18 protein-coding genes are annotated in these 18,176 nt (G+C 44.7%); 3 read left to right on the top strand and 15 right to left on the bottom strand.

The window, feature by feature from the left end; all coding sequences use genetic code 11:
• The 6 genes from fliP to B3V56_RS08715 are packed head-to-tail and all read right to left on the bottom strand — an operon-like array spanning position 1 to position 3,590.
• A complete protein-coding gene (gene fliP / locus B3V56_RS08740; protein WP_289284178.1) occupies positions 1-735 on the bottom strand; it encodes a flagellar type III secretion system pore protein FliP in 735 nt (244 codons plus the stop codon).
• Positions 732-1,154 carry a flagellar biosynthetic protein FliO gene (gene fliO / locus B3V56_RS08735; RefSeq protein WP_289281937.1) on the bottom strand — a complete coding sequence of 141 codons (423 nt, stop codon included), beginning with the start codon at positions 1,152-1,154 and terminating at the stop codon, positions 732-734. The genes fliP and fliO overlap by 4 nt, the downstream gene beginning before the upstream one ends.
• The gene (gene fliN / locus B3V56_RS08730; RefSeq protein ID WP_286303971.1) at positions 1,154-1,612 is read right to left on the bottom strand and encodes a flagellar motor switch protein FliN; all 459 of its coding nucleotides are present in this window, start codon (positions 1,610-1,612) and stop codon (positions 1,154-1,156) included. The genes fliO and fliN overlap by 1 nt, the downstream gene beginning before the upstream one ends.
• On the bottom strand, positions 1,609-2,631 hold the full coding sequence (gene fliM, locus B3V56_RS08725) for a flagellar motor switch protein FliM (protein ID WP_286303972.1): 1,023 nt from the start codon (positions 2,629-2,631) through the stop codon (positions 1,609-1,611). Before fliM ends, fliN begins: the two co-directional genes overlap by 4 nt.
• 2 nt (positions 2,632-2,633) lie before the next feature.
• Positions 2,634-3,128 (bottom strand): flagellar basal body-associated FliL family protein, encoded by a 495-nt coding sequence (locus tag B3V56_RS08720; RefSeq protein WP_286303973.1) that lies wholly within the window; start codon positions 3,126-3,128, stop codon positions 2,634-2,636.
• A 48-nt stretch (positions 3,129-3,176) separates the two neighbouring features.
• The gene (locus tag B3V56_RS08715) at positions 3,177-3,590 is read right to left on the bottom strand and encodes a flagellar basal body-associated FliL family protein (RefSeq protein WP_289281935.1); all 414 of its coding nucleotides are present in this window, start codon (positions 3,588-3,590) and stop codon (positions 3,177-3,179) included.
• Positions 3,591-3,673: 83 nt separating this feature from the next.
• Here B3V56_RS08715 and asd point away from each other — a divergent pair, with 83 nt between their 5' ends.
• Complete coding sequence (gene asd, locus B3V56_RS08710) at positions 3,674-4,564, top strand: archaetidylserine decarboxylase (protein WP_289281934.1); 891 nt, start codon at positions 3,674-3,676, stop codon at positions 4,562-4,564.
• 62 nt (positions 4,565-4,626) lie between these two features.
• Here the strand turns inward: asd and zwf are convergent, their stop codons facing one another.
• Positions 4,627-6,096, bottom strand: a complete 1,470-nt coding sequence (gene zwf, locus B3V56_RS08705) for a glucose-6-phosphate dehydrogenase (RefSeq protein WP_286303976.1) — start codon at positions 6,094-6,096, stop codon at positions 4,627-4,629.
• A 79-nt stretch (positions 6,097-6,175) separates the two neighbouring features.
• On the opposite strand from zwf, the gene glgA reads away from it, so the two are divergent.
• Complete coding sequence (gene glgA / locus B3V56_RS08700; protein WP_289281932.1) at positions 6,176-7,639, top strand: glycogen synthase GlgA; 1,464 nt, start codon at positions 6,176-6,178, stop codon at positions 7,637-7,639.
• A gap of 4 nt (positions 7,640-7,643) precedes the next feature.
• A complete protein-coding gene (ppc, locus tag B3V56_RS08695; RefSeq protein ID WP_289284177.1) occupies positions 7,644-10,487 on the top strand; it encodes a phosphoenolpyruvate carboxylase in 2,844 nt (947 codons plus the stop codon).
• Here ppc and B3V56_RS08690 read toward each other — a convergent pair.
• The 8 genes from B3V56_RS08690 to uvrD are packed head-to-tail and all read right to left on the bottom strand — an operon-like array spanning position 10,484 to position 18,013.
• Complete coding sequence (locus B3V56_RS08690) at positions 10,484-10,966, bottom strand: paraquat-inducible protein A (RefSeq protein WP_286303978.1); 483 nt, start codon at positions 10,964-10,966, stop codon at positions 10,484-10,486. The two genes, ppc and B3V56_RS08690, sit on opposite strands and share 4 nt — an antisense overlap.
• Positions 10,953-12,164, bottom strand: a complete 1,212-nt coding sequence (locus B3V56_RS08685) for a DEAD/DEAH box helicase (protein ID WP_289284176.1) — start codon at positions 12,162-12,164, stop codon at positions 10,953-10,955. Before B3V56_RS08685 ends, B3V56_RS08690 begins: the two co-directional genes overlap by 14 nt.
• A complete protein-coding gene (locus B3V56_RS08680; RefSeq protein ID WP_289284175.1) occupies positions 12,165-13,034 on the bottom strand; it encodes an SMP-30/gluconolactonase/LRE family protein in 870 nt (289 codons plus the stop codon). It abuts the gene before it with no gap.
• A gap of 54 nt (positions 13,035-13,088) precedes the next feature.
• Entirely contained in the window at positions 13,089-13,958 is an 870-nt protein-coding gene (locus B3V56_RS08675) for an EamA family transporter (RefSeq protein ID WP_289281777.1), read from the bottom strand.
• Between the two features lie 2 nt (positions 13,959-13,960).
• Positions 13,961-14,470, bottom strand: a complete 510-nt coding sequence (locus B3V56_RS08670; RefSeq protein ID WP_286303982.1) for a DUF411 domain-containing protein — start codon at positions 14,468-14,470, stop codon at positions 13,961-13,963.
• Positions 14,471-14,722, bottom strand: a complete 252-nt coding sequence (locus B3V56_RS08665; RefSeq protein WP_289281778.1) for a hypothetical protein — start codon at positions 14,720-14,722, stop codon at positions 14,471-14,473.
• Positions 14,719-15,828, bottom strand: a complete 1,110-nt coding sequence (locus tag B3V56_RS08660) for a TRAP transporter substrate-binding protein (RefSeq protein WP_289281779.1) — start codon at positions 15,826-15,828, stop codon at positions 14,719-14,721. Before B3V56_RS08660 ends, B3V56_RS08665 begins: the two co-directional genes overlap by 4 nt.
• A gap of 16 nt (positions 15,829-15,844) precedes the next feature.
• On the bottom strand, positions 15,845-18,013 hold the full coding sequence (gene uvrD / locus B3V56_RS08655) for a DNA helicase II (RefSeq protein WP_289284174.1): 2,169 nt from the start codon (positions 18,011-18,013) through the stop codon (positions 15,845-15,847).
• Positions 18,014-18,176 lie beyond the last annotated feature (163 nt).

Raw genomic sequence — 18,176 nt, 5'->3', positions numbered from 1 at the left:
TTACACGTAAAAACTCGAAGCGAGGGTACCCATGAGTAAGGCCCAACCATCAATCAAAACAAACAACATTAATTTGAAGGGCAGGGAAATCAGCATAGGCGAAAGCATCATCATACCCATGGCCATCAAGACACTGGCTACGACAAGGTCGATGATTAAAAAAGGGATAAAAATCAAAAAGCCGATTTGGAAAGCCGTTTTTAATTCACTGGTGACAAATGAAGGTAGTAATAAGCTATACGGAATGTCTTGTGGTGTTTGCATCTCTTCATAGCCACCAATAGAGGCAAACAAAGCAATATCACTTTCCCGTGTTTGAGCAAGCATAAATTCTTTAAACGGCTGTCCAGTTTGTTCAATAGCTTGGGTGAACTCAATATCACCATTCATATACGGCACAACACCCGCATTGTAGGCATTATTGAATACCGGATGCATAATAAAAATAGTCAGAAATAATGCCAGACCAATTAATACTTGATTCGAGGGGGTGGATTGCACACCAATCGCCTGACGTAAAATCGACAATACGATAATTATGCGAGTGAAGGAGGTCATCATCATTAATGCCGCAGGCAATAATGTGAGTAAAGTCATTAACGCCAGAATTTGCAGGGTGACACTATAACTTTGTCCACCTTCACCATCCGTCACTGTTACGGCTGGAATTCCCGGCTCAGCGAGACTGACTAATGGAAATGTCAGTAAGAATAAACTGAGAAGCAGGCGATTCATACGTCACCTCGCTGCATAAACTGACGGAGTTTATTGGCGAATTCATTCGGTGTTGAGGATTCCGCCTCGCTTAATGGCGTTTCTAGTTTGTGTAAGGTATTGATTTGTTGTGCGGTAACGCCTAAAAGCAATTGCTCTTCACCTACCTGAACCAGAACTAATCGTTCTCTGGTGCCTAATGCAATGCCAGCAATGACTTTAAGTTTTCCATTGGCAGCAGTATGAAACCGGTTGGTGCGTTTCAATAACCAAGCCACTGCCACGATACAAGCTAAAACAAGAGCTAAGCCCAATATCGTTTGCAATAAGTTGACTGCTGACAGGGGCGACTGGTTGAGCGCATGTGCGCCCGATTCAGCTGCAGCAAAAATGGGGGCAGAGACAAAAATACTTGTTAACAGGCACCATGCGTTTTTCATTAGCGTAGTTTCTTGATGCGTTCTGAAGTACTGATGATGTCGGTGAGTCGAATACCAAATTTATCATTGACCACCACGACCTCACCGTGGGCGATAAGGGTATCGTTAACAAGCACGTCCATAGGTTCACCAGCTAATCTGTCGAGTTCAACTACAGACCCCTGACTCAGTTGAAGCAGGTTGCGAATACTGATTCTGGTACGGCCGATTTCCATTGATATAGTGACCGGAATATCCATCACCATATCCAGATCAACATCCGATTTTGGTTTGCCTTCATCATCCAGCTTGGCAACCGGAGCAGGGTTAGCTTGTTGAGTGGATTCTGATGATGCTTGTTCTTCTAAAGCGGCTGCCCAGGGATCTTCTTCTGTTTCAGCTGCATCACCTTGTTGTTCCAGTGCAGCCGCCCATTCGTCAGCCAGCGCCTGATCTTGTGTTTGGGTGTCTTCACTCATAGCTTTTTACCTTTTTTCAGGTGGATTGTAGAATTTGTATCATGAGGATGTTCAATAATCTCCATGATTTTTAACGCTGTTTTTTCATGATGCTCACCGAATGTGGCACGAAACATGGGGATATCTTCTACCATGGTCGTCACATGTTTGGGCATCTCAATCGGGATGATATCCCCCGGTTTTAACTTCAATATTTGTCCAAGCGATAATGTCGCTTGAGATAAGTTTGCCCAGAGATCTACATCGGCGAGCATAATCTCTTCCCGCATGGATTTTTCCCAGCGCCCATCATCCATGCTGCGATCACTTTGTAAACCGGTATCCAGTAATTCCCGAATAGGTTCCAACATGGAGTAGGGAAAAGTAATGTGTATATCGCCACTGCCACCATCTAAATCCACATGGAAAGTAGAGATGACCACGACCTCACTCGGGCTGACAATATTGGCAAATTGTGGGTTCACTTCATGGTTAACAAACTCAAATTCAACCGGCATGACGGGTGACCAGGCTTCTGTCAGATCTTTGAAGCACAGGTTGAGTACCATATTGATGACTCGAAGCTCGGTTGAGGTGAACTCTCTGCCTTCAATACGAGCCTGAAAGCGTCCATCTCCACCAAAGAAGTTATCCAGAAAGGTGAATACCAGTTTAGGCTCAAAAACAATTAACCCTGTGCCTCTCAGTGGATGCAGGTGAATCAGGTTGAGACTGGTGGGCACAAAAAGAGTATGAATGTATTCAGAAAACTTCATCACCTGAACACCTCCGACAGAGATCTCGGCAGACCGCCGCAGCATGTTGAACAGACTAATTCTTAAATAACGACCGAATCGCTCATTAATCATTTCCAGGGTCGGCATTCGGCCGCGGATAATACGCTCTTCATTACCGAAGTCGTAGGGACGGGTACCAGCATTGTCACTATTCTCTGACCCATCTGTTTCAATATCGCCATCGCCCAAGCCATTGAGCAGTGCATCTACTTCATCTTGTGAGAGGATGTCATGAACGGCCATAGTTATTGCATTATGAAGCTGGTGAAGTAGACGGCTTCCAACTGTTCATCAACAGAAGACTCGTTTTTAAGAATCTCATTGATGGTATTCAAGCTGGACTGTTGAAGTGCTTTTGTTCCCTCGATAGTTTGTAATTCGTCATAATTTTGACTAAAGAACAGCATATTTAATTCATGTTGAATGGCTGGTAAGTTCAATGTCACAGCATCAATAACATCCTGAGAACGCGCTTTTACCTTGAGTTTGATCTGCATATATTTCACTTCCCCTTTGCTTTGTTCAGAGAAGTTGACGATAAACGGTTCTTCAATCGCGTAGTAGATAGGTGGCTGTTTGACTTCAGCTTTTTCTTCCTCGGGTTCATCACCGCCACTCATCATGAAAAAGGCGGCGACTCCACCACCTATCAATAGTAAAGCGACAACGATAATGATGATGAGTTTTTTCTTACCACCTTTGCCTTCTGTAATTTCAATATCTTCGCGTTCTTCTGCCATAGTGCTGTTTCCAATTTGTTAATTTCAAGATAGCAAGTACTGTGCCGACTATTGGATGATAAAGCTTGTGAAGTAAACTTTTTCGATTTCAGGGTTACCTGTTTCTTGCTCTAAAATGTTTCTCACTTGTTCTGTGGCTTTTTTATCTAACTCTTCTCGTCCCTGCAGCGTGTTGAGTGATTCATAGGTCTGCTGTGAAAACAATGTTCTGAGTTCATCCTGAATCATTGGCAGGTTTAACACTGCATTGTCGAGTGCTTTTTGATCTTTGGCCATCAGAGCAACTTTGATTTGAAGATAACGGGCCCGTTTCTGACTTTGATTCACAAAGTTGATAGTAAATGGCTCTTCAATTTTGTAATACACAGAGGGTGTTTTTTCACTCTCATCGTCATCAGCAAATGTTGGCGTCACTAAGGCATAAAAGAATAATAAAATGATTAGCGACAGCGATTTCTTCATTGCTTGATATACTCCATGATTTCTTATGAAAAAGGTTTACACAGAATTATGACAAGCTTAGGCAATTGGTTAAAGAGGCAGGCATGAGTAAAACGCAAAAACACCCACAAGCTTCTTGGTTTAGCAAAGTCTCTGATGTGATTTTGACGCTGCCACAATATGTGATTCCACAGCATGCCTTATCTGTTGTTATGCATGCCTTAACTCGTAGCCAGGTAAAGTGGTTTAAAAATGCATTCATTCGGTTTATTACCTGGAAGTTCAACGTTAATCTCAGCGAGGCCGCCGTTTCAGATCGCGCTTATTACGCCAGTTTTAATGCCTTTTTTACGCGTGAGTTGCGAGCAGGTATTCGTCCCATCGCTACAGGTGAAGAGGTTATTGTTTCTCCTGTTGATGGTGCCATTAGTCAGCTGGGTCCAATTATTGGACAAAGTATTGTGCAAGCAAAAGGACGAAGCTATACAGTAGAAGAATTGTTGGGAGGAGATAAGGCATTGGCTGAGCAGTATCAGCAAGGACAATTTGCCACTATTTATCTCTCGCCGCGTGATTACCATCGTATTCACATGCCAATAGCGGGAAAACTGAAGTCCATGCGTTATGTGCCGGGTAAACTATTCTCAGTGAATCCGCGGACGGCGAGAGCCGTGCCTAGACTCTTCGCCCGAAATGAACGCGTTATCTGTGTGTTTGATACCGACTTTGGCGATGTGACTCTCGTGCTTGTTGGGGCTATTTTTGTTGGCAGTATGGAAACGGTATGGGCAGGTCAGATAACGCCTCCTTACGGTAAAAGCATACAAAACTGGACTTATGAAGGTGATGAAGCGTTGTCATTCGAAAAAGGTCAGGAAATGGGTCGGTTTAATATGGGGTCAACTGTAGTGATGTTACTACCCGTCGGCATGAAACCATTTAATCAAGCATGGCAGCCAGAGGAAAAAATTCAACTGGGACAGGCGATGAACTAAGTTTGTTTGCAGATGAAATAAAAAAGCCGGCTACTAGCCGGCTTTTTTGTGAGCGTATCTGCTTAGATATTGTTACGCCATGCGTGACATGAATTATCCTGAATACGACTGACTTCTTCAGGTCCCCAAGTGCCTGCAGGGTAGGTATGAACGAAGCCTTTATCTTTTGCCCATTTCTCGATGACAGGATCGACCACTTTCCAAGCCAGATTAACTTCATCTGAACGCAAGAACAGCGAACGGTCACCTAAAATTGCATCCAGAATTAATGCTTCATAGGCATCCAAGCGATGCTTAGTATCTTCATTTTCAACAGTTTCAAGCGCCACAGTATGGTTGTTTAATTCCAGACCAGGCTGCTTGGCTTGCAATTCGATACGTAAGGTGTTGTCTGGTTGCAGACCCATCACAATCCAGTTGGCATGACTGTCACCAATTACAGTGTCTTTAAATAACTCTTGGGGTGGTTTCTTAAAGCGGATAGCAATCATCGCTTTAGATTCAGGCATACATTTACCCGTTCTTAAGTAGAACGGCACGCCACGCCAGCGCCAGTTATCAATGTACAATTTCATAGCTGCGTAGGTTTCCGTCACGCTATCATTCGGTACTTCATCATCTTCCAGGTAACCCGGTTCTTTTTTACCGTTGACTTCACCGGCCGCATATTGCGCACGAAACGCATGATCATCAACGATATCTTCAGTGATAGGGCGGATGGCTTTTAAGACTTTTACTTTTTCATCACGTAGAGATTCATCACCTAAATCTGCTGGTGGTTCCATCGCGACTAATGCCATTACCTGCATCAAGTGACTCTGAATCATATCGCGAAGCGCACCAGAGGTATCATAGTAACCAGCACGACCGCCTACACCTTGTTGTTCAGCATGCGTAATTTGAACATGATCAATGTAGTTACGGTTCCATAATGGCTCGAGTAACAAGTTAGCAAAACGGAATACAAAAATATTTTGAACGGTACCTTTACCCAGGTAGTGATCGATACGGTAAGTTTGTTGTTCGGTGAAGTTTTTGCGCAAGATGCCTTCTAATTCTTCAGCACTCTTCTGGTCATAACCAAATGGTTTTTCAACGACCAAGTGGCGCCAGCCGTTGTCTTCCTTATTTAAACCAACAGCGGCTAATTGATCACCTACGACGCCGAATAATGCTGGCGCAATTGAGAGATAGAAAACGATATTCTGAGAGAAATTATTCTCTTCTGAAGTGATCAGTTTGTTGAGTTCGTGATAGCTGAAAGCATCGTTGATATCACATTTGAAGTAGTGAATACGATCCAGAAATGTATTAAGAAGTTCGTTATTTACACCACCGCGTGCTTTAGGTGTGACAAACTCTGTTACTTGTGCTTTCCAGTCTTCCTGACTGGACTCACGACGACCCATGCAGATAATGCGCGTATCCGCTGTTAAGCGTTTTTCCGCATCAAGATGGTATAAAGCAGGCAATAACTTTTTCTTAGATAAGTCGCCTGTGGCGCCAAAAATAACAATGGTACAAGATTGCATGATTTCTCCCGTTGCAGGCTATTACTCAGCCGTTGACCGTATATAATTTGGAGAATTGTACAATTTTTGGGAGATAAGCGTGCGAAAAATTCTTTTTGCCAGTAGTGAAGTCCATCCGTTAATGAAAACCGGGGGCCTGGCAGATGTGTCTGCCAGCTTACCAGCGGCGCTGGCTGAACATGGACAAGATGTCAGAATTTTTATGCCTGCCTATCGTCAGTGCCTGCAAAGAATAGAAAGCTCGCACACCGTTGCTACGATTAAACTGGATGGTTACCACCTGCCTGTGGAAATTATTGAAACCACACTTCCTGGTACTGAGGTCATCGTCTGGCTATTGAATTCCCCCTATCACTTTGATCGCAGTGGTGGACCCTACAGCCACCCTGGCGGACATGACTGGGAAGATAATGCCGCAAGGTTTGCATTGTTTTGTCGCGCTATTGTGGCTTTAGCCATGGATGAAGCTGAACTGAACTGGAAGCCAGATATTTTGCATTGCAACGATTGGCAGACCGGGCTTGCACCAGCATTGCTGACGTTGAGAGAGAATACTCCCCATACCATTTTTACTATTCACAATATGGCCTATCAGGGACTGTTTGAGCGCCCGGTTTTTGACGCGCTGGACTTACCTGAGTCTCTTTGGTCAATTGATGGGCTAGAGTTTTATGGCTTGATGTCTTTTATGAAAGCCGGGCTCATATTTAGCGATCACATCACTACAGTTAGTCCTACCTATGCTAAAGAAATATGTGACGCTGAGTTTGGTTATGGCCTGGAGGGATTATTATCTTATCGAGCCGAACAAGGGCGCTTAAGTGGCATATTGAATGGCATTGATTATCAAGAATGGAACCCGGCTACGGATCCTTATCTAAGGCACCATTACTCAGTCAAAACACCAAACCGTAAAAAGAAAAACAAGCAGGCACTTCAGCAACAATTTTATTTACCCCAGTCTGAACAGACGCTCTTTATCGGCTTAATCAGTCGTCTGGTATCACAGAAAGGTATCGATTTATCCATCGAAGCGATAACACGCTTACTGGAAGAGGGGCAGGATATTCAGCTGATTTGTCTGGGCAGTGGTGAAGCAGATTTTGAGCAAGCTTTGCGTGTACTTCGTGCGCGGTTTCCTGATAAAGTGGCATTGACCATTGGCTATGATGAAAAACTCTCGCATCAGATTGAAGCGGGGGTGGATGTGTTTCTGATGCCCTCACGATTTGAGCCATGTGGCCTGAATCAGATGTATAGCCTGCGATATGGTACGCTACCGATTGTACGTAATACTGGCGGTTTAGCTGACACAGTTGTTGATGCTAACGACGAAAACCGTAAAATCGGTATTGCTAATGGATTTTGTTTTCATGAGGCTTCAGCAGAAGCATTATACGAAACACTGGAACGGGCGACCGCGCTGTTTCAGCATCCGCGGATATGGCGAAAACTGATGATCACCGCAATGGAGGGGGATTTCAGTTGGGAAAACAGCGCCAATATCTATATCGATCTCTATCACCATGTAAATGAACGTTAATACTATGACAGATTATGAACCTGTATTGAGTACTGTCGAGCAGCTATCTATGCTGGGCGATAAAGAGCTACGTCAACATGTTCGGTTTCTTGGCCATATTCTTGGTGAAGTAATTGATGAGCGTGCTGGTCGTGAGGTCTATGAGACGGTAGAGCGTTTGCGTAAGGGGTTTATTAATCTTCGCAAAGACGATAACGCTCTATTACGCACGGAGTTACTGAGTTTCCTGAATACGCTGGATGCCACCACATTACGTGAAGTCATTCGTGCGTTTAATTTGTATTTCAGTCTGCTGAATACGGCAGAAGAAGCCTTTAATTATCATAACCGTCTAATCCAGTTAAGAAATGGTCGTGATTTATGGCATGGATCGTACCTGGATACATTAAATCAGTTTAAACAAGAGGGCGTTACCCTCGAACAACTTCAGCATATGATGGATACGATGGTATACATGCCTGTATTCACCGCTCATCCGACTGAGTCAAAGCGTCGGACTTTGATGGAAATTCTGCGTCGTATTTTCTTATTAGACGAAAAGCTGACCAATGACCCTTTGACGGCATTTGAAGAAGAACGCACACGGTCTGAAATTAAAAAACAAGTGCAGTTGTTGTGGTCCACCGATGAAGTGAGGGCTGTTAAACCCACCGTTCGCGATGAAATCAAAAATGGTTTGTATTACTTTAACGTAAGCCTGTTTGATGCGGTGCCCAGAAGTTATCGCAATATGGAAAATGCCATTCGTCGCGTCTATAAAGACGAGATTGATGCAGGTGCGTCATTCAAAGTGCCAGGCTATATTCAATTCGGTTCCTGGATTGGCGGTGACCGAGATGGAAATCCTTATGTAACAGCTGAAACCACCGACATGGCGATTCAGTTACAAAAGCGCACAGTGATTCGCCGTTATCTGGAAGACGTGACTAAACTTAGCTACCAACTCACACACTCACAACCTTTGTGTGAAATAAGTGATGAATTAGCTGCCAATATTGATGAATCGGAACAACGTTACGCTGGGGCATTTCGTGCAAAACCAGACCGTTTTCTGAATGAACCTTACCGCCGAAAACTTTACATGATGCGGCATCGTTTGGAAGATAATCTACGACTATTGCAGCAATATTTTCGGCCTGATCTTGAGCCCACTGCATTGGGACTGGCTTATGACAACGAAGATGAATTACTGCAAGACTTACGCTTAATTCAACAGTCCCTGATCGTACACGGGGATGCCGAGTTGGCGGGCAGTGAACTGACCGATTTGATCCGACTGGTGGAGACCTTTGGCTTTTATTTATATCACTTGGATGTGCGCCAGGAATCGACATTACACACGGAAGCGGTGAGCGAGGTGCTAAGACAAACAGGCCTGTGTGAAGATTATCAGCAATTAGATGAAACGCAACGTCAGTCAGTGTTGACGGATTTGTTAGCACGTCATGATTTACCCTCTTTGCCTGAATTAGAAGGGCAAAACAAAGAAATTCTGTCGGTATTTCAGTTAATGACACGACTGCAACAGGAAGTCAGCACCAATGCATTCGGCAGTTATGTGATTTCAATGACCCACCAGGCCAGTCATATTCTGGAAGTATTAACCTTGGGGCGTTTTGCTGGTTTATGTGGTTATACAGAAGATGGTAATACCTACTGTCACCTCCGAGTATCACCTTTATTCGAGACCATTGAAGATTTATCTCATATCGAACCAGTGATGTCGGCATTACTTGAGAATGAACATTATCGTCGTTTATTAAGTGCCTCAGGCAATTTACAGGAAGTCATGCTGGGTTACTCCGATTCTTGTAAAGATGGGGGGATTCTGGCGTCTGTATGGAATTTGTATCAAGCCCAACAGAGAATCAGTCACCTGGCCGAACAGCATGGTGTGCAATGTCGAATGTTCCACGGTCGTGGCGGTACGATTGGTCGCGGAGGTGGCCCAACTCATGATGCTATTCTGTCTCAGCCGGTTGGCACGGTGCAGGGACAAATCAAATTCACAGAGCAGGGCGAAGTATTGTCATTCAAATATGGCAATATCGAGACAGCTGCCTATGAATTGGGGATGGGGGTATCTGGTTTAATGAAGGCTTCACGAAGTCTGGTGGCTAAAACGCATCATGATGAGCCGGCCTTTATGGATGTAATGCATCAGCTCACGGCCTACGGCGAGCAGAGCTACCGTAAATTGACCGAAAACACCGCAGGCTTCCTCGATTATTTTTATGAGGTCTGTCCAGTGACTGAAATCGGTATGATGAACATCGGTTCCAGACCCTCACATCGTAAACAGGGTGATCGTTCCAAGGCATCGGTTCGTGCTATTGGCTGGGTCTTTTCCTGGGCACAGTCACGACACACCTTACCTGCATGGTATGGCATTGGTACGGCGTTAGAACAGTGGCATCAAAATGATCCTGAGAAAGTTGAAACGTTACGTCGAATGGTCAAAGAATGGCGTTTTTTCAGTGCGCTTTTAAGTAATACGCAAATGTCCCTGTCAAAAGCCGATATGAATATCGCACGGCGCTATGCCGCTTTGTGTGAAAATGCGTTTCAAGGACAGCAAGTATTCGAAGTCATTTCAGCAGAATATCATCGCACGGTAGAACAAGTTCTGCTGGTGGTGGGTGAGGACAAGTTAATGTCAGAAACACCGGCATTACGATCTTCTTTACGCCGACGTGAACCGTATCTGGATCCCATTAACTATATTCAGATTCTTTTATTGCAACGATATCGAGAGAACGCCTTATCTGAAGATGAACGAGATAAGTGGCTGGATCCGTTGCTGAGAACGATCAGTGCGATTTCTGCCGGTATGCGGAATACAGGTTAACTCGTCTGAGTTCGCAAGGTGCTGACAGTGAGCTGTGTAATGAGCATAATCAGTAACACTGCAGCACCAAACACATATAAGCCCGGATGAATCTGAATACTGGCGATGGCACCAAGTTTGACAGTGACGATCAACATCGCCACTACCATGACATCAAGCATTGCCCAGCGGCCATAATCATGCATAAGATTCAACAAGGTCATCTTGAGTGGCGTAGGGTGGTTATCAGCGAATAACAATCGGAACAGTAAGGCTAACTTAGCGAAAGGCATGAGGATACTGAAACAACCGATAACAAAAAATAACACGTATTTTTCTGCTTTCCACAGTTCTGTAATACCGGAAATAACAGAGAAATCATCACGAATGACCAGAAATTGCGTGATGGTCAACATCGGCATGAAAAGTCCGGCAATCAATAACACGCTGCTGATTAACAATAAGCCGCGTAGAAAATAAGTGGATTTATTCTTGGGCACGGTCTTTTTTAGAAATGTATCTGGCTTTGGGGGCTTTTTTACTCTTTTGTTTATTGACTTTGCCTTTCGGTGCCAAGCCCTTCATTTTTACTACAGGTAATGACTGGCCAATATGATGTTCGATGCGCTCAAGGTTTTTTTGGTCATGGCTTTCCACCAGATTGACAGCAATACCTGATTGTCCAGCCCGCCCGGTTCTGCCAACACGATGAATATAAATATCACCACGAAATGGCACATCATAATTAATGACGTGGCTCACTTGTGGTAAATCCAGTCCACGTGAAGCTACATCCGTTGCAACTAAGACTTTGATTTTTCCTTGACGGAATTTACGTGTTCGTTCTCGGCGATCTGCCTGAGAGAATTCACCATGCACCACCTGCGCAGAGATATTTTGTGACTGCAAATAGTCGGCTACTTCATCTGCGCGTTCTTTTTTATTGCAAAAAACTAAAGCACTTGTGCACTCGTCCGATTGAATCACGGCTTTGAGCAGTGCTTGTTTATGTTCACGATTATCAGCTAAATAGACACGCTGCTCGACCTGTTCGGCATAGTGATTTGAAGCATTCACATCTACTCGGGTAGCATCAGGCAGTAAGGTGTTAGCAAAAATTTCCACACCGGCACCAGCCAGTGTGGCGGAGAACAAGCAGGTTTGGAATGCTGTTGTAATTGAAGCTAATAATGTCGCGACATCAGGACCTTGTCCCATATCCAGCATACGATCCGCTTCATCTATCACCACAAACTCAATCAGTGATAAATCGGCCTGCTCTTGTTCAACTAAGTTCAATAAACGGCCGGGTGTGGCAATGATGACATCACAGCCTTCATCTAAAACCTTTTGTTGGGCAGTGGGTGCCTGACCACCGGTAATCATGGCAATATCGATTGGATCTTCTTTACTGAAGGTTTTAAGCACATGTTGAATCTGGAAGGCCAGCTCACGTGTTGGAGCCAGAATGAGAGCGACAGGTTCATGTGAACGATGCTTTCTGTCCCAGAGCTTTTGTAATAAAGGCACAACAAATGCTGCGGTCTTGCCTGTCCCTGTGGCCGCACAGGCCAATACGTCCTGACCGGCTAAAATAAGCGGGATCGTTTCTTCTTGAATTGGCGTAGGGGTGGTGTAGCCGTGAGCAGCGATAGCGCTCAACAGGCTGTCTTCTAACATGAGATCTTCAAATGACATTTAGCGGTGTATCCGGAATGCAGTGATGACGTTATCCATCATCATTGGAACAATAACAAGGTCTTTCTCAGGCATAACTGTATGGTCAGCACTACCTGGATTAAATTCAATCAAAGTTTCACTTCTTCCTTCAGGTGTGATTTTTAATAATCGGCCTTTCATCCAATCGGTGACCAGGTAATTCCCCTGACCATCTGCTTCGATGCCATCCAGATTACCCACGGGCGATTGGTCACCCAGGCTTTTCATCTGTTGTGTAATCAGATCAATGATTTTTAAATGTCCCGGCGTCTCGGTTTCAAACCCTTTGGTCATATTGCCCCAGCTGGCGACAATCAGATTATTATGCTCAACCAAAAGACCGTTGGGGGATTCTAGAGCAGGGTCATCCATCCAGACATTAAAGTCATCACCAGACAAGCGATAGATGCGGTTTGTCATCATGTCGCTGACGTAAACATGTCCCTGTTTATCAATGGCCACATCATTCAGAAATTGGGCATTCTCCGCGGGGTAACGCTTGATGATGCGTTGTTCAGCAATATCAATGACCACCAGTTCATCAATATCAGAAACATAGAGATGGTTACCACTGAGTGCCAATCCTTTTGGGGCATTGAGGCCATCCAGCCAATGCAGTTTTTCAATCTCACCTTTGACTGATAATTGGCTAATAAAGCCATTACCATCTGCATCTAGGGGATTGCCATTAACATTCGAGACATATAAATGTTTTGTGATGGGATCATAGATAACAGATTCAGGTGTTTTAAGTTCTGCCGGGCTGCTCCATACAGGTGACAGCACTGTGTTAGCACAGACCTGTACTGACATTAATAAGCCGGTCAGCAATAGCGTTAACCGTTTCATCATCTTCTCCAATAACAATCTGAGTGCATAATAACAGGCCAAGCCCTATCCCGCTCAAGCGTTTAGAACCAGTAAGCTGCCTGCCACCATTACCAGACAAGCTGATAAGCGTCGCCAGAGATGTTCTTCATTAAAAATGCGGTAGCCAAGGAATACCTGTAGCACCATACTTAGTTGAAATAATGCCAGAGAATAAGCGACCAAAAGCTGTGAAAATACCAGCATAGTCATGTATTGCATCAGAAAGATCAGACAGCCCAGATAAACAAAAGGGCGGATGTTATGTCGCGCTTTTGCGATATTGGTGGTGATATCTTTTTTGATAAAAAGCCATTGAGTTAAGGCTGCCAACGGCAAACCCAATAAACACCAGAACACGGTTGTGGCTAAGGCTCCACCTTCTATCACTGCTGTTTTCAGCGGTAGAGTGCCAATAGAAAAAAGCAAAATCGATAAAAACCGGTATTGAACGCCTTTGTCTTTGAACAAGGTCAACATGCGGCTTTGCGAAGTCGTTTTGGGCGGAAATAAAAAATAGCTCCCCACCACAATGACCGCGACACCAAAAAAGCCTTGAAAGCTGGGGATTTCTCCAATAAATATCATCGCCAGTATCATGGAGATAACGACTTTGTAGGCATTCAAAGGCCCAAACACTGATAAGTCTGTTTTTGATAAAGACATGACCAGATAGGCTGTACCCGCCATATCCAGTAGGGCGGCAAAGAAAATATTTATCCAAAAATTGCTTGTCAGTGAAAACAGGTCAAGTAAAGAAAGTAGTGGTAGACAGATAACGGCTAGAACAAGATAAGAACTAAAAACAATAAACAGTGAGTCAAAGCCACGGTGAGTCAGTTGCTTTTGAAAAACATTAGAGAATGCCGAGAACAGTAACCTGCTCAGCACAACGAGGATTTCCATGGTTATTCCTCAGTTGTGCTGGCCTGGTAATGCTGATTTTCATCAAGCTGATAGGTAGTAAAAATGCTGTATTGTTGGTTTGGGGTAAACTCAATAACGGCAAAATTATCTTTGCGGGGGCCCATTTCCATGCCGGGCGTACCCACTGGCATTTGAGGAACAGCGAGCCCGGTGATAGTGGGTTTTTGTGTCAGTAAACGCATGATATCAGCAGCTGGTACGTGCCCTTCGATAACATAACCTTCGATCACGGCCGTGTGACAAGAGTGCATAGCATGAGGGACGCCTAACTTTTCTTTAACGGCATCAAGATTGTGTGTTAATTGATCGGTGACATTGAATCCGTGATGCTCAAGGTGACTGATCCACTTATGACAACACTGACAATTCGGGTTACGGTAAACCTTGATATCAAGTGGTTTATCTAAATTGATAGTCGACTCAGACCACTCTGAGTCTGCATAAGCAGTTGTATTCAACAAACAGACGAGTAAAAAAAGAAGCGTTTTCATTTATAAATATTCAACATAGATTTCAGTATCGTGACTGTTTTTTTCAACCTGACTCAAAGCATTGATGACTGATCTTTCATTAGTTGGGTCAGCCTGTTCGCTGAGAAAAAAACAGTCGCAGCCAGATTCGACTAACTTGGCATAATCATTGGTGTTTTTTAGATCCGGATTCAACCAGACAGTCGCTTGCTCTGCCTGTATTTCTGAAGCCGCTTCAGCTAAACCCTCGGCTGTAAAAATCAAGAAAATCATTGGGCCGGTTCAAGGTTTAAGTAAGTTCTTTCAGAAATTTGAGACCAATCAGCATCCTTTTGACGGAATGCCTGATATGCATCGAAGACACGTTTAAATTTCGGATTCTTCTCGGCTTCTTCAACTAAAGTTTCATCTGACAGGGCTTTTAAACGTTGCAACACATCATCTGGGAAGGGCGCTATAGTAATGTCATCACGTGCTTTCAGAATTTGTAATGCCTCAGCGTTTTTATGCTCCATCTCTGCCAGCATGGCCAGATTTTCTGCTTGAGCTGCATTCGCGACGATAGCTTGCAGATCAGGTGGTAGACTGTTCCACGCACGCTCATTCACCGTTAACTCCAGGACGGTGCCAGGTTCATGCCAACCTGGATAGTAATAATGCTCTGCAGCGCGATACAAACCTAAGCGCTCGTCATGATATGGCCCAATCCATTCAGTCGCATCAATCGTATTGCGTTCAAGCGCACTATAGACTTCACTGCCGGCCAATAAAACAGGGTTACCACCGGCTTTGGCTAATACCTTGCCACCTAAGCCTGGAATACGCATTTTTAACCCCTGGAGATCATCAACAGAATTGATTTCTTTATTAAACCAGCCGCCCATTTGGACACCAGTGTTACCCAGCGGGAAGGGGATAACATGGAACGGCTTATAGACTTCACGCCATAATTCGAGGCCGCCACCATCGTATAACCATGAGTTCATACCTAATGCTGTCATGCCAAAGGGGACGGTGGAAAAGAATTGCGCTTCAGGGACTTTGCCTGCCCAGTAATAGGCACTACCGTGCCCCATTTCTACCGTGCCCTGTGATACGGCTTCAAACACCTGTAAAGCAGGGATAAGTTCACCGCCGGCATAGACTTTAATTTCCAGTCGACCATTAGACATGGCCTTGATATTGGCAGCAAAACGTTCAGCACCTTCCTGTAATACAGGGAAACCCGGCGGCCAAGTTGTGACCATCTTCCATCGGTAACTCTTTTTATAGTCTGTATTATCAGTGACAGATTGTGATTGCTCACTTTGTCCACATGAGGCCAGCATGAATGTCATTAGACCCACAATGACAGAACGTGAAAAACAAGATGCCAACATAGATGTTTGTCCCTAATTAAAGTATGTCTAATTTAGCATAAGCCAGCACTAACCACTTACTACCAGCATGTTTGAAGTTGACTTGCACTCGCGCATTTTTGCCTGAACCTTCGGTATCCACCACAATTCCCGGGCCAAACTTTTGGTGATGCACCTGTTGTCCGGTTTTAATCCCTGTTTCGTTCATTGTCTGCGTGTCTCGACCACGAACACCATTCAGGCTGGGAGTGATATGGTTTTTGCGAGCACGAACTTCTTCTATACACTCGGTCGGAAGTTCACTCAGAAAACGTGACGGGCGTTGAATCATTTCTTGCCCATAGAGAAAGCGCGATTCTGTGTACATCAGATAGAGCGTTTTTCTCGCGCGTGTCATGCCGACATAACAAAGCCGTCTCTCTTCGGCAAGGCGGACAGGATCATCACTGGACTTTTGTCCGGGGAACAGACCTTCTTCCATGCCCACCATAAAGACGATTGGAAATTCGAGACCCTTGGCGGAATGTAATGTCATTAATTGCACGCAATCTTCCCAGCGGTCAGCCTGATTCTCACCGGCTTCGAGTGCAGCATGGGCAAGAAATGCATCCAGATCCGACATGTCTTCTGCTTCTTCAGGTTTGTGAAACTGTTTGGTCGCTGAGATTAATTCGTCTAGGTTATCAATCCGACCTTGCCCTTTTTCGGTCTTATCTTTGGCAAAGTGGGCTTTTAGGCCACTTTCATCAATGACTAACTGTGTCAGTTCATTTAAGCCCATCATGGTGTCTTGTTCAGGAGTCAACGAATCAATCAGTGTGATAAAACCCGCTAGCGCATTACCAGCTCGTGCCGCAAAGGCTTTAGCATCCAGCATCTCGATGGCACTATGCCACATCGAAATATCGCGTTCACGAGCATATTGGCGTACTTGTGTGAGAGTGGCAGCGCCAATACCGCGCGTGGGTGTGTTGACGATACGTTCAAAAGCGGCGTCATCGAGACGGTTTGACACCAGACGCAAATAAGACAGAACGTCTTTGATTTCAGCCCGCTCAAAAAAGCGTAAGCCACCATAAACCCGATAGGGCATAGCGGCTTGTAGTAAGGCTTCCTCAATGACCCGTGATTGCGCATTCGAACGATAGAGCACGGCAGCATCACTTCTTTTCCCACCGTTTTCTACCCATTTACGGATTTGCTCGACAAGGTATGAGGCTTCGTCACGTTCGTTGTAAGCGTTATAAATCTGGATGGGATCGCCGTCATCATCCTCTGTCCATAATTCTTTGCCTAAGCGTTCACTATTATTGGCAATAACCGCATTAGCTGCTTTGAGAATATTGCCAGTAGAACGATAGTTTTGTTCTAGACGGATGGTGCTGGCACCCTGGTAGTCGGTGTCGAACTGTTGAATATTTTCTATACGTGCACCACGCCAGCCATAGATAGACTGATCATCATCCCCTACGATAAACAGGTGTCCGCTAGTTCCTGCGAGTAATCTTAGCCAAGCGTATTGCAAGGTATTAGTATCCTGAAACTCGTCGACTAAAATTTGTTTAAACCGCTGCTGATAGTGCGCCAGAATATCGGGGCGTTTTAACCAGAGTTCATGGCTTCTTAATAAAATTTCACCGAAATCGATAACCCCAGCTCGTTGACAAGCCTGTTCATAGGCAAGGTAAATGGCCAGCATATTTTTTGAATAAGGATCATGACCTGCCTGAATATCTTTGGCACGCAGGCCTTCATCTTTTTGTGCATTGATGTACCACTGGGCCTGTTTAGGTGGCCATTGTGCTTCATCCAGTTCCATCGCGCGGATGATGCGTTTCAGCATCCGAAGTTGATCATCGCTATCCAGAATCTGGAAATTTTGAGGCAGGTCGGCTTCTTTCCAATGTGAGCGCAATAGGCGGTGAGCTAAGCCATGAAAGGTGCCTACCCACATGCCGCCTGGTGGATAACCCAGAATCTCTTCAATACGACCACGCATTTCTGCAGCCGCTTTATTGGTGAAGGTCACAGCTAAAATATTACCCGCTGAAAAACCTTCTGCTTGTATCAGCCAGGCTATTCTGTGGACTAATACCCGTGTTTTTCCACTACCGGCTCCCGCCAGAATCCTGGCGTGGCCTAGAGGTGCAGCAACTGCTTCACGTTGTGGTTTGTTTAGATCGTTTAAAAGCTCTGAGACATCCATTTTGTGATCATATCGTTCAGAAATAAATAAACCAGCACATTATCCGGTCATGATGGATATGAACTGGTCAATTGGTGTTATGCCATATCAGTCGGGCGGGGGACTGATAGCGTATCTGCATAACGCTCATTGTAAAAATCAAACTCCCCGCAACGAGAATGCT

The sequence above is a fragment of the Methylophaga sp. UBA2513 genome (genome assembly GCF_002341285.1).
GTDB classification, from domain to species: Bacteria; Pseudomonadota; Gammaproteobacteria; order Nitrosococcales; family Methylophagaceae; genus Methylophaga; species Methylophaga marina.
The sequence above is the reverse complement of the archived record's forward strand: the minus strand, read 5'-3'. Positions and strand labels throughout refer to the sequence as shown.